The 13,614-nt window shown below is 42.1% G+C and carries 12 protein-coding genes, 1 tRNA gene and 1 rRNA gene; all 14 read right to left on the minus strand.

Translation table 11 applies throughout. The features are described 5' to 3' along the window. Positions 1-123 precede the first annotated feature (123 nt). Positions 124-200: transfer RNA gene (locus tag ACYQ1I_RS04500), tRNA-Ile, on the minus strand. Between the two features lie 108 nt (positions 201-308). Next, positions 309-1,935, minus strand: a 16S ribosomal RNA gene (locus tag ACYQ1I_RS04505). Positions 1,936-2,265: 330 nt separating this feature from the next. After that, positions 2,266-3,741 carry a lysine--tRNA ligase gene (gene lysS, locus ACYQ1I_RS04510; RefSeq protein WP_459762786.1) on the minus strand — a complete coding sequence of 492 codons (1,476 nt, stop codon included), beginning with the start codon at positions 3,739-3,741 and terminating at the stop codon, positions 2,266-2,268. 18 nt (positions 3,742-3,759) lie between these two features. Further along, on the minus strand, positions 3,760-4,236 hold the full coding sequence (gene greA / locus ACYQ1I_RS04515; protein WP_459762788.1) for a transcription elongation factor GreA: 477 nt from the start codon (positions 4,234-4,236) through the stop codon (positions 3,760-3,762). 241 nt (positions 4,237-4,477) lie between these two features. Continuing rightward, positions 4,478-5,407, minus strand: a complete 930-nt coding sequence (locus ACYQ1I_RS04520; protein WP_459762789.1) for a quinate 5-dehydrogenase — start codon at positions 5,405-5,407, stop codon at positions 4,478-4,480. A gap of 74 nt (positions 5,408-5,481) precedes the next feature. Then, on the minus strand, positions 5,482-6,453 hold the full coding sequence (gene dusB, locus ACYQ1I_RS04525; RefSeq protein ID WP_459762790.1) for a tRNA dihydrouridine synthase DusB: 972 nt from the start codon (positions 6,451-6,453) through the stop codon (positions 5,482-5,484). A 183-nt stretch (positions 6,454-6,636) separates the two neighbouring features. After that, a complete protein-coding gene (locus ACYQ1I_RS04530) occupies positions 6,637-7,443 on the minus strand; it encodes a type III pantothenate kinase (protein ID WP_459762792.1) in 807 nt (268 codons plus the stop codon). Positions 7,444-7,458: 15 nt separating this feature from the next. Then, positions 7,459-7,977, minus strand: a complete 519-nt coding sequence (locus ACYQ1I_RS04535) for an ECF transporter S component (RefSeq protein WP_459762794.1) — start codon at positions 7,975-7,977, stop codon at positions 7,459-7,461. A gap of 158 nt (positions 7,978-8,135) precedes the next feature. Further along, positions 8,136-9,140, minus strand: coding sequence for an electron transfer flavoprotein subunit alpha/FixB family protein (locus ACYQ1I_RS04540; protein ID WP_459762796.1), 1,005 nt, complete (start codon positions 9,138-9,140; stop codon positions 8,136-8,138). 14 nt (positions 9,141-9,154) lie between these two features. Continuing rightward, a complete protein-coding gene (locus tag ACYQ1I_RS04545) occupies positions 9,155-9,937 on the minus strand; it encodes an electron transfer flavoprotein subunit beta (RefSeq protein WP_459762798.1) in 783 nt (260 codons plus the stop codon). 14 nt (positions 9,938-9,951) lie between these two features. After that, a complete protein-coding gene (locus ACYQ1I_RS04550; protein ID WP_459762800.1) occupies positions 9,952-11,091 on the minus strand; it encodes an acyl-CoA dehydrogenase in 1,140 nt (379 codons plus the stop codon). A gap of 39 nt (positions 11,092-11,130) precedes the next feature. After that, positions 11,131-11,547, minus strand: a complete 417-nt coding sequence (locus tag ACYQ1I_RS04555) for a MaoC family dehydratase (protein WP_459762802.1) — start codon at positions 11,545-11,547, stop codon at positions 11,131-11,133. 324 nt (positions 11,548-11,871) lie between these two features. Then, entirely contained in the window at positions 11,872-12,612 is a 741-nt protein-coding gene (gene fabG, locus ACYQ1I_RS04560; protein ID WP_459762804.1) for a 3-oxoacyl-ACP reductase FabG, read from the minus strand. 135 nt (positions 12,613-12,747) lie between these two features. After that, the gene (locus ACYQ1I_RS04565) at positions 12,748-13,587 is read right to left on the minus strand and encodes a 3-hydroxybutyryl-CoA dehydrogenase (RefSeq protein ID WP_459762806.1); all 840 of its coding nucleotides are present in this window, start codon (positions 13,585-13,587) and stop codon (positions 12,748-12,750) included. Between the last annotated feature and the right edge of the window lie 27 nt (positions 13,588-13,614).

Here is a 13,614-nt window from a genome sequence, read left to right on the forward strand (position 1 = left end):
TGTATTATTCTCAGCTTTACTTTTAAACATTGTGCAGTTTTCAAGGAACAATACTAGATGTAAGACAAAGGATGCGAGAGGCAAATTTGTTCGCTTCTCGCGTCTCATTTCTCACTTCTATTGTGGTGGGCTTAAGTGGACTCGAACCACCGACCTCACGCTTATCAGGCGTGCGCTCTAACCAGCTGAGCTATAAGCCCTTGTCTTTTTTATAATGTTGGGAATTTTTCCATTCATTTTGGATTTGTATCAAAACCCTTAAAGGTCTTTCAAAACCAAACAGTATAGCTTAAGCCTAAGCTCCTTAGAAAGGAGGTGATCCAGCCGCACCTTCCGATACGGCTACCTTGTTACGACTTCACCCCAGTCATCGACTTCACCTTCGACAGCTTCCTCCTTACGGTTAGATAGCTGGCTTCGGGTGCTTCCGACTCCCATGGTGTGACGGGCGGTGTGTACAAGACCCGGGAACGCATTCACCGCGACATTCTGATTCGCGATTACTAGCAACTCCAACTTCATGTGGGCGAGTTTCAGCCCACAATCCGAACTGGGACCGACTTTATGGGATTGGCTTCAGATTACTCCTTCGCTGCCCTTTGTATCGGCCATTGTAGCACGTGTGTAGCCCTGAACATAAGGGGCATGATGATTTGACGTCATCCCCACCTTCCTCCGAGTTATCCCCGGCAGTCTCTCTAGAGTGCCCAGCCGAACTGCTGGCAACTAAAGACAAGGGTTGCGCTCGTTGCGGGACTTAACCCAACATCTCACGACACGAGCTGACGACAACCATGCACCACCTGTCTCCTCAGTCCCCGAAGGGAAGACTCCGATTAAGGAGTGGTCCGAGGGATGTCAAGTCCAGGTAAGGTTCTTCGCGTTGCTTCGAATTAAACCACATGCTCCGCTGCTTGTGCGGGTCCCCGTCAATTCCTTTGAGTTTCACTCTTGCGAGCGTACTCCCCAGGCGGAGTGCTTAATGCGTTAGCTGCGGCACTGAGGTTTGACCCCCAACACCTAGCACTCATCGTTTACGGTGTGGACTACCAGGGTATCTAATCCTGTTCGCTCCCCACACTTTCGTGCCTCAGCGTCAGTTACAGTCCAGAAAGTCGCCTTCGCCACTGGTGTTCCTCCTAATATCTACGCATTTCACCGCTACACTAGGAATTCCACTTTCCTCTCCTGCACTCAAGTCCTACAGTTTCAAAGGCTTACTACGGTTGAGCCGTAGCCTTTCACCCCTGACTTGTAAGACCGCCTACGCACCCTTTACGCCCAGTGATTCCGGATAACGCTTGCCCCCTACGTATTACCGCGGCTGCTGGCACGTAGTTAGCCGGGGCTTCCTCCCAAGGTACCGTCAAATTTCTTCCCTTAGGACAGAGCTTTACGACCCGAAGGCCTTCATCGCTCACGCGGCGTTGCTGCATCAGGCTTTCGCCCATTGTGCAATATTCCCCACTGCTGCCTCCCGTAGGAGTCTGGACCGTGTCTCAGTTCCAGTGTGGCCGATCACCCTCTCAGGTCGGCTACTGATCGTCGCCTTGGTGGGCCATTACCCCACCAACTAGCTAATCAGACGCGGGCCCATCCTGTACCGATAAATCTTTGACCTTAAAAAGATGCCTTTAAAAGGTATTATGAGGTATTAGCAACGGTTTCCCGTTGTTGTCCCTCAGTACAGGGCAGGTTGCCCACGCGTTACTCACCCGTCCGCCGCTAGCTTCCGCTCAACACTCAAAATTCAGTTCACTTTACAACATGTGTTGTCACTTAAATAACGCGTGAAGGACTCCATACTTCCGTCCTTGACGGTGGCTATTTAGACAAAATACTGAATTCTCAGTGTTGAGCGTCAGCCCGCTCGACTTGCATGTGTTAGGCACGCCGCCAGCGTTCATCCTGAGCCAGGATCAAACTCTTAATCAAAAAAATTTCTGGGTGTCATTTTAAAATGACTTTTATATGCTGGCTTAATATCTATACTGTTCAGTTTTCAAAGACCTTAGAGGGCTTTCACCCCTGCGCCATCAAGTGGCGACTTTTATACTATATCATTATTCAAAGTCTTTGTCAATAACTTTTTTAAGTTTTTTGGATCGTTTTTTAGAATGATTTGACCCTGCTTCGAACAACATATAAGAATATAACACATAGTAATATGAAAGTCAATTGGTTTTATAAATAAAAGTTAAAAAAAATTCGGTTGAAATGTCAAAGCCCGCCATAGGCGGGCTTTGGTCTTAAAAGAAAGTTATATTATTCTACGGGCTTCATTGTTGGGAATAAAATAATATCCCGTATAGAAGGTGAATCTGTCAACAGCATAATCATTCTATCAATACCAACCCCAAGACCACCGGTAGGGGGAAGTCCTACTTCCAGGGCGTTAATAAAGTCTAAATCCATTGGATGGGCCTCATCATCACCAGCTTCTCGTTGCAGTAATTGTGCTTCAAAACGTTGTTTTTGATCAATTGGGTCGTTTAATTCAGAAAAAGCATTGGCAATTTCCCAAGTATTTGCAAAGGCCTCAAATCGATTGGTAATTAAAGGATTGTCGGGATTTCGCTTAGCCAATGGCGATACCTCAACAGGGTGATGTAATACGAAGGTAGGTTGAATTAAATCCTTCTCACAAAATTCTTCAAATGCCAAATTGACAAGGTGTCCCCTTGTAAAGTGAGGCTCTACCTCTAAATGTAATTGCTCCTTAGCAATTTTTCTGGCTTCTTCATCTGTATCAAAATCATAGAAATTAACACCTGTTTTTTCCTTGACCAAGTCATGCATTGAAACTCTTTTCCAGGGCGGCTTAAAGTCAATTTCCACCCCTTGATAGTTGACAACTGTAGAGCCGTTAACCTTTTCAGCACAATAGGCTACTAGATTTTCAGTAATTTCCATCATATCCTTGTAATCATGGTAGGCAGCATAAAGCTCCATATTGGTAAACTCTGGGTTGTGTTTAATAGATATACCTTCATTTCTAAACATTTTTCCCATTTCATACACCTTATCAAAGCCGCCAACAATTAACCTTTTTAGATATAACTCATTGGCAATTCTAAGCTGCATATCAATATCCAGGGTATTGTGATGAGTCATAAAGGGTCTAGCGGCAGCACCACCAGCAACGGATGTTAAAATGGGGGTTTCTACCTCCAGATAGCCTTTTTCATCTAAAAATTCCCTTACAGCTTTAATAATCTTATTTCTTTTTATAAAGGTTTCCTTCACCTCAGGGTTTACGATTAAATCAACATATCTTTGTCGATATCTTAAATCCTGATCCTTTAAGCCATGCCATTTTTCAGGCAGCACCTGCAATGACTTAGTTAACAGTCTTATTGATTCCGCTTTAATAGAAATTTCGCCTTTATTGGTTCGAAAGATTTCTCCGACGATCTCTACAATATCGCCAATGTCATAGGAGGTAAACTGCTTATAGACTTCTTCTCCGACCATATCCTGTCTGATATAGGCCTGTATTTGCCCTTCATAGTCTTGAACATTTATAAAACTGGCCTTTCCATGGCCCCGTTTCGTCATAATTCGGCCTGCCACCGTAGCAGCTTGTCCTTCAAGGGTTTCAAAGTTTTCCTTTATAAATTTACTATAATGGGTAATGTTCACCTTTTCAATTTTAAAAGGGTCCATGCCTGCTTCTTGAAGCTGCCTTAATTTTTCCCTTCTTATTTTAAGGAGCTCATTCAAATTTTCTTCCTGCATCATCCTTTGTTCTCCCCCAAACTATCTTTTAATTTGTAGTACTTCATATTTCGTAATACCATCTGGTATTTGAACTTCCACAACCTCTCCGATTTTTTTCCCAATCAGAGCCCGCCCTACAGGGGATTCATTTGATATTTTTAATTCATAGGGATCTGCTTCTGCTGAGCCTACAATGGTATATTCCACTGTTTCATCAAATTCAATGTCCTTCACAGTAACAGTTGCCCCAATACTGACAACATCAATGCTGATATCATCTTCATCAATTACCCGGGCTTTTTTTAGCATGCTTTCTAATTTTAATATTCGTTCCTCAACTTGAGCCTGTTCGTTTTTAGCTTCATCGTACTCAGAGTTTTCACTTATATCTCCAAAGGCTATAGCCTGTTTAATCCGTTCAGCAACCTCTTTCCTTCTAACTGTCTTTAATTGTTCCAGTTCTTCTTCAATCTTCTTTAATCCGTTAACCGTCAATACAACATCTCTATCCATCATGCTATCCCTCTCCTTTGGCCTATTAGTTTTAACTGGAAAAACATTGATGCTGGTCTTAAACTACATTATATATATGTATGATGTTAGATAATATATGTCCCTGAGCTTATTTTATTCTTTAAAATCAAATGGAAATTATATCCTTGACAAGCCACAAGCACTGACTCAAGCAGTGCTTGTTTTGCTATATGTTGTAGATATTATAAGATAGGGTATTAAAATTGTCAAGTTAAATCGTTGATTATTCCATACTATTTTCATCAACAGGATTTAAATATTCTATTCTGGGCTGTAGGGCCAGTTCATTTAATAAGACCTCATATTGCTGTTCCACAGGAGGCAGTCCTCTTTCGGCAGCAACCACTACCAATAATGCTTCAAGTACATTTGTACCAAAGGATCTTCCTGCTACCTCAGGTGTAGTCGTGATTAGCATAGAGGCTTCTCTGTTTCTTAAAGTTTCAATATCTGCCTCTGTCACCGTATTGGTAATAATAATTTTATTCTTTAGGCTTGGCGGCATAAAACGTTTGATATAGTGAAAATCACCCGCCACAATCTCCGCCTGTTCATAATACCTAGAAACAGTATGATACTTTTCTTGTTCCTGCTTATTTCCTGTGGGGTACAAGAATCTAAAGGGAAGCTGACATACGATGGGAGCCAATATACTGGCAATTCGATGAAGGCTTTTTAAAGAATATAGTGGTATTTCAAGCCCCAGCGCAAAGATTAAATCACCAATTATTAAATTTCCACCGCAGGTATCAATGGCTTCAGCCATTCCGAAGCGGTCCATGGCAGAAGGCATTAATACCTTTTTGTTATTAAACAGTACTTTTTTATCAGCATTTAAATGATATATTACCCTTCTTTCAAGGGTATTTTTAAGGCCAGCCCCATCAACAATGGGTGTCATTTTAGCAGCATTTTTAATTTTTCGGGCTTCCCGAATGATATAGCGCCTGTTCCCTCCCCATAAATATAGGTCTATCCCCCCCATACCAAAGGCATCAACTTGTCCATCCAGCTGACGAATTAAATCAATGACCCTGTTTAATGAGCCATCCGTTCCGATTCGCTCCAGACTATACCGTTCACCAAATGCTTCTATTATGGCAGCATGATCTCTTTTACTGCTACCCAGGCTAATACTCACAATTCTTTTCATTGTGCTTCCTCCCTTATAATTTCCCTTTGTATTATTGTCTAATTACAAAAGCTTATACGGAGGTGCGCAACAAATTATCTAACCTGATTTTCAGCCAGGTACCCATTCAGCAAATTCAGCATCTCTAAATATGAATCAACATGGTTAATCTTATTTCGCAGCTGGGCACTATTTTTAAAGCCCTTCATATACCATGCGATGTGCTTTCTCATTTCTCTTATCCCAATGTACTCCCCCTTCATGCTTATCACTAAATCCATATGCTTCTTTATAACAGCAATTCTTTCCTCAAGGCTAGGTTCAGGCATCATTTCCCCTGTTAGAGCATAATGATGAATCTGTTTGAAAATCCATGGATTTCCCTGGGAACCTCGACCAATCATTATTCCATCACAATGGGTTTTCCTTAAAAGGGCCGCCGCATCCTCCAAGGAAAATACATCACCATTTCCAATGACAGGAATCTTCACTGCTGCCTTTACCTCTTTAATAATTTCCCAATCAGCCTTACCCGAATAATATTGTTCCCGTGTTCTTCCATGAACCGTTACTGCGGAGGCACCGCTTTCTTCAATCACGCTGGCCATCTCAACGGCATTGACACTGTTATCATCCCAGCCCTTACGGATTTTTACCGTAACAGGCTTGATTGATTCCTTTACCACAGCCTTAATAATTTTTCCCGCCAGCTTCGAATTTTTCATCAAAGCACTGCCGTCTCCATTTTTAGTAATTTTAGGCGTGGGGCAGCCCATATTAATGTCTAAAATAACATTTTCCCTTTCATTTAAATAATACGCTGCCCTGGCCATTATTTCAGGCTCTGAGCCGAAAATCTGAATAGCAACGGGCTTCTCTGCTTCTTCAATGTTTAACAGGGCCTCTGTCTTTTTATCTCCATAATAAAGGGCCCTTGAACTGACCATTTCAGTATAGACCATTCCACAGCCCATCTCTTTACAAATCAAGCGAAAAGGCAGGTCCGTCACGCCAGCCATGGGTGCTAAAAAAACTGTGTTTTCCAATGTAATGTTACCAATTTTCATATGTTCACCTCTGTTATATCATGTCCAATTACCTATATATTATATCTTAGTATAGGGCTGCTTTACAGGGTATAAACCATGTTATTTAACACAGAAAATAAGTCAAGCTAGTAAGACATATTGAAGCATAAAGCTGCCCAGCCTCCACTGCTAACAGTTGGTGAGGGCTGGGCATATGACAGTCTATTCCATTTCCTTTATGGCTTTACGTTTCTCTGCTTCTTCTTTATTTCGCTCATAGATAATATTCAATCCATCCAGGGTTAGAAACTTATCAACAATGTCAATACAATCTGATTCACTGGCAATGAGGCTTGATAGCCCACCGGTGGCAATCACCTTAATATTATCATGCCTTAATTCCTTTTGCATTTTTTTAATAATATATTCCACAAGACCTACATAGCCATATATAATCCCCGCCTGGATACTGTTAACAGTGTTTTTACAGATTACCTTTCCCGGCTTAACCAATTCCACCCGGGGCAGCTTTGCTGCCTGTTGAAACAAGGCATCGCTTGATATTTTTATACCGGGAGAAATGGTTCCACCTAAATAATCACCCTTTGGGGAAATGGCACAAAATGTTGTTGCTGTGCCAAAATCGACAATAATTAGGGGGCCCCCATACTTTTCATAGGCAGCAACAGCATTCACAATTCTATCTGCCCCCACCTGCTTGGGGTTATCATACTTAATATTCATACCGGTTTTAATTCCGGGGCCTACCACTAAAGGCTCTATATTAAATAGCTTTCTGACTGTATGCTCCAGGGAATACATAATGTTGGGAACGACGGATGAAATAATGACATCATCAATTTCCTCTATGTTTACCCCGCTATGTTGGAATAATTGATTAATCAACATGGCATATTCATCGGAGGTCTTATTCTTATCAGTGGCAATTCTCCAAAAATCCACCAGCTCTCTGTCATGATAGACACCCAAAACGATGTTTGTATTACCCACATCAAATACTAAAATCATTTATTCACCTTCTATCTAGCATATGCTTTTGATTGCTTTATTTTTTTGCAGCACTTTTATAATGGCATATACAATGATAGATGAAATAATGATTTCAGCGGTACCATTGATTGATGCCGTAGCCGTTACCACCGCCAATGGCAAATAGCCCCTGAGATAAACCATTGTTAAAACTCCTATGGTATTGGTTGCCGTTCCTATAATGGCTGCCACTACCGGGCTTTTGGTCAGCTTATAGCTATAGTAGGCCGTTAAGCCGATAAAAATCCTGGGCAGAATAGAAACCAACGGGTCACTGAAAAACCCCGGTGTAGCCCGAATAAAGCTGCTGATTCCAAAGATTAGTCCCACAAACAATGCCACTTGGGGCCCTGCTAGTATCGCTGCAATAATTATCGGAATATGCATCGTAGTGACGCTTATGGTACCAATTGGAATAAATCCTAAAAAGGGTGTGACGCTTAATACAACCGTAAGGGCACCTAACACTCCGGCGATGGCCATTTTTTTCGGCGATAATGCCTTATTTTTCATTTTTATACCTCCGTTCCAACTCAGCTAAGATGTTGGACTGATTTAATAAAATTACTATATGGTGGTTAGTCCAGTTCAAAGAGATACTGGCTGTTTTACCGTACCATTTTAACAGTTTCTAATTGATTTTGCAATAATAATATTATTCAAGGCTATTCCTATTTTTTTGAATTTTTGAGAGCCTCTATTACCGCAGGAATCACTTTGTTGACATCGCCAACTATACCAACATCGGCCAGCTCAAAAATGGGGGCAGTCGCATTTTTATTGATGGCAATAATAAGCTCTGATTCCTCCATACCGGTTACGTGCTGAATAGCCCCAGAAATACCGCAGGCTATATAAAGATCGGGTCTGACGGTTTTTCCTGTTTGCCCCACCTGATAATCCCTTTCCAGCCAGCCGGCATCCACCACTGCCCTGGAGCCTGAAACCATACCGCCTAATTCCTTTGCCAATTCCTTCAATAATTCAAAGCCTTCTTTTTTGCCAATGCCCCGTCCGCCAGAAACCAACACGTTAGCCTCTTCAATTTTTACTTTTTGCTTGGTTTCTTTAACAACCTCTAAAATTTCAACATTCATATCGGCTTCCTTGAGGCTTGTGCTAAATTCAATCACTTCGCCCCTTCTAGCATCATCTCTTTTCCCTTTCACCATAACACCAGGCCGAACGGTTGACATTTGTGGCCTATGCTCTGGGCAAACTATCGTGGCCATAATATTTCCCCCGAAGGCGGGCCTGGTCATCAGTAGATTTTTCGTTTCTTCTTCAATTTCCAGGCTTGTGCAATCCGCAGTTAAACCGGTATGAATCCTGGCCGACACCCTTGGAGCCAGGTCTCTGCCTATGGCCGTAGCACCAATCAAAATTATTTCAGGTCGAGAGGCTTCAATTGCCTCACACATCACCTTAGTATAGGGCTCTGTTACATACAGCTTCAGCATTGGATCATCCACTGTAATTACCTGATCGGCCCCATAGTAGATTAATTCCTTAGACAGGTCTTTAATTTCATGCCCTAATAACACGGCCGTTAGCTGGGTTTTAAGCTGATCTGCCAGTTCCCTTCCCTTTCCCAGCAGTTCCAGAGCTACATTTTGCAATTCACCATCTCTTTGTTCTGCAAATACCCATACACCTTGATATTCTAAAGAGCTCATAGTCTTCCTCCTAACTAGATAATATATTTTTCTTTTAACTTATCAACAATGATTTCTGCTGCTTCCTTTGGATCAACCTCAAAAACCTTTCCTGCTGTTTTGGCTCCCTTGGTAAAGGATTTCTTCACCTTGGTAGGCGAGCCCTTAAGACCTATATTTTCCAAATCAACGGTGATATTGCTCAGATTCCAAACCTCGACTTCCTTAGTACGATAAGCATCATATACCCCGCCGACACTCATATATCTCGCCTCATTCATTTCCTTCAGGGTAGTAATTAAGCAAGGGGGCTTTACCTTTATTAAATGATAGCCATCTTCAAAGACCCGTTTGAGAATTAATGAATCTCCTTGAAGCTTCAAATCCTCTACATAACTTACTTGGGGAAGGCCCAAGTGCTCAGCAATTTGAGGTCCTACCTGGGCCGTATCACCGTCAATGGCCTGTCTTCCTGCAATTACAAGATCATATTCCAATTCTTTAATGGCCGCAGCCAGGGTAGTGGAAGTAGCCCAGGTATCAGCCCCTGCAAAGGCTCGATCTGTCAGTAGTATCGCCCGATCAGCCCCCATGGCCAGGGCTTCCCTAAGTGCCACATCGGCTTGAGGAGGACCCATGGTTAAAACCGTCACGTGGGCCCCGATTTCATCCTTAATTCTCAGGGCAGCTTCCAGACCACTCTTATCATCAGGATTAATAATGCTGGGCACGCCATCCCGAATCAAGGTTCCTGTCTGGGGGTCTAATCTTACTTCGGTTGTATCGGGTACTTGCTTAATACAAACAATGATTTTCATATTATTATCCTCCTCTATTTCAACAGACTAGCAGAGATTACCATCCTTTGAACCTCTGAAGTACCTTCATAGATCTCTGTAATCTTTGCATCCCGCATCATTCTTTCAACGGGGTATTCCCGTGTATAACCATAGCCACCATGAAGCTGTACCGCCTTTGTTGTAACCTCCATGGCTGTTTCAGCAGCATAAAGCTTCGCCATGGCTGCTTCCTTGGAATAGGGGAGACCTTGCTCTTTATAATAGGCGGCTTTATAGACCAGTAGCCTGGCGGCCTCGGTTTTGGTTCCCATATCTGCCAATTGGAATTGGGTATTTTGGAAATAGGAAATTGGCTTTCCAAATTGTCTTCTTTCCTTTACATAGGCGATGGTTTCATCCAATGCTCCTTGGGCAATTCCCAGGGCTTGGGCGGCAATTCCAATCCGTCCTCCATCCAGTGTTTTCATGGCTATTCCGAATCCCTTTCCTAGCTTACCCAAAAGATTCTCTTTGGGTATTTTACAATTTTCAAAAATCAACTCACAGGTGGAAGATCCCTTTATTCCCAGCTTCGCTTCTTTTTTTCCAATACTGAAGCCCGCTGTGTCGGATTCAACAATAAAGGCAGAAATACCTCGAGTGCCCTGGGATTTATCGGTCATGGCCATAATAATATAGATATCAGCATAACCCGCATTTGTTATAAAGATTTTACTGCCATTTAAAACGTAGTGGTCACCCTCAAGATGGGCTGTAGTCTGCTGAGCTGAAGCATCGGTTCCTGCATTGGGCTCAGTTAACCCAAAGGCGCCAAGCTTTTCACCCTTTGCCAGGGGGATTAAATATTTCTCTTTTTGCTCCTTGGTGCCAAATTCAAAAATAGGTGCGGCACACAAAGAAGTATGGGCTGAAACAATTACCCCTGTAGTGGCGCATACCTTGGAAAGCTCTTCAACGGCCATGGCATAGGCCAGGACATCACCCCCGGCCCCTCCGTATTCCTTTGGAAAAGGGATTCCCATAAACCCGTAACGAGCCAGCTTTTTAACGGTTTCAACAGGAAATTCCTCTTTCTCATCTACTTCCTCTGCCAAGGGCTTTACTTCTTTTTGGGCAAATTCCCTGTATAGCTGTTGAAGCATTAAATGCTCCTTTGATAAACTAAAGTTCATTTATAATTCCTCCATTCATTAATTTGCTGGATTATGAGTTTATTTTGGCGGCATTACCGTGGCTACCCCAGACAAAACAACCTCACCCCGCTGGTTTTTGCACACAGTGCTTAACTTGACCTTATTTTTTTCAGCCATAATTTCAATTACCTCTACACTGGCCTGAATTGTATCGTTAAATTTTACCGGAGCATGGAATTTCAGCTCCTGCCCAAGGTATATGGTACCCGGTCCGGGTAGCTGCATTCCCAATACTGCAGAAATCAGCCCCGCCGTCAGCATGCCATGGGCGATTCGCTCTTTAAAAAGGCTGTCTTGGGCATAGGATTCATTAATATGGGCCGGATTTAAGTCTCCGCTTATACCTGCATATAAATAGACATCTGTTTCGGTAATGGTTTTTTCAAAGAAGCCTTTGTCACCAATCTTTAATTCATTAATCTTTTTACCTACCACTGTAATGCCCCCTTACTTTATTATTTTCACTACAATTATATCGCAATATCTGTGCCAGTTTTCGTAAGATTGATATTTATTTGACATAAATATTTAAAATTTTTTATAGATCCACCTTATATCCATTATATTTTATAGATTTATAAGATTAAATAGACTCCAATCATCTTTAAAACCAAGTTCTAATTGTTATTAAAATAACTACAAAGATTCCTTTTGTAAAAGGGACTGTACATTTTTTGTACAGTCCCACCCCGGTATCTAGTCTAACTAGGCCGTCTATATGTTGTCCAGTTTATGAACACCGTTTTATTTGTTGACAGTCTATATTACAACACCGCCATCAACACTTAGGGTAGTTCCTGTAATAAAGCTGGCCTCATCGGAGGCAAGGAATGCATAGGCATTGGCAATATCCTCTGGTGTTCCAAGTCTTCCAAGGGGAGATTTGCCCTTCATCATATCAATTACCTTCTCTGGCATTTTAGCCACCATTGGTGTTGCAATAAAGCCTGGGGCTATGGCATTTACTCGAATACCCTTCTTACCTAGTTCCTTGGCCCAGGTTTTAGTCATACCAATTACGCCAAATTTGGTAGCAGCATAGTTGGTTTGGCCAAAGTTTCCGTATAGACCTACTACTGAAGAGGCATTCAAAATAACACCACCGCCATTTTCCACCATGACAGGGGCCACAAGCTGAGTACAATTGTAAACGCCCTTCAGGTTTACAGCAATCACTTTATCAAAAGCATCTTCAGTCATTTTCAGCAGCTGGCTATCGGCAGTAATACCTGCATTGTTCACCAATACATCAATTTTACCCCATTTGCCCACCACATCATCAACCATAGCTTGAATCTGCTCACGATTGACTACATTCACTTCGTAGGCCAATACTTCGGCACCCATTGCCTTAATTTCAGAAACAACCTCATCCATCATTTCCATTTTGATATCAACTACTACCACCTTGGCTCCCTCTTGGGCAAATTTTAATGCGGTGGCCTTTCCAATCCCTTGGGCAGTTCCAGTGACTACCACTACCTTGTTTTCAAATTTCATTGCTTCGCCTCCTTAAAAAATTACACCTACTTATCTTAATTATATATCAAATTACAAATTTATCCATCAGTTTTAAAAAATATTTATAGACTTTTTTTGTTTCTTCATCTTATATTGATTAGTAAAAAAATTGGGTTAATAGGTATAAAAACCCTTTCCGGATTTTCTACCCAGGAAACCGCCTCTTACCATCTTCCTCAGTAGAGGATGGGGCCGATATTTTGTATCTGCAAACTCGTTATAGAGTGTTTCCATAATGGCAAGACAGACGTCAGTACCAATTAAATCAGCCAGCGCCAAGGGTCCTATGGGATGGTTGGCTCCCAGCCTCATGGCCTCATCAATAGCTTCGGCTGTTGCTACACCGTCACTCAAGATTCCCACCGCTTCATTAACCATAGGAATTAAGATACGATTTACCACAAAGCCTGGTGCTTCTTCTACCTCCACTGGTGTTTTACCGATGGTCTTAGTTAGCTCCATAATGGTTAATTTAGTTTCCTCTGAAGTGGCAATCCCTTTGATAATTTCTACCAGCTTCATAATAAAAACCGGGTTAAAGAAATGCATGCCAATGACCTTATGGGGCCTGCTGGTGGCACTGGCTATCTCTGTAATTGACAAAGAGGATGTATTGGTAGCCAGGATGGCCTCAGGCTTACACACTTGATCCAATTCAGCAAAGATCTTCTTTTTCAATTCCATATTTTCAACTGCCGCTTCAATGACAATATCAACATTTCCTAAATCCTCTACGACTGTGGTGGCAGTAATCCTACCTAAAATCCGCTCTTTGTCGGCCTCAGTCAGCTTGCCCTTCTGAACACCTTTGTCGAGATTTTTTGTAATAATTCCCACTCCCCGCTTTACAAAGGTTTCATTAATATCCCTCATAACGACTTCATATTCATATTCAGCTAGTACCTGAGCAATTCCTGCCCCCATGGTTCCTGCACCAATAACACCAATTTTCATAGTATCCCTCCACTTTTATCTGTGAAA

The organism is Alkaliphilus crotonatoxidans (genome assembly GCF_054658015.1).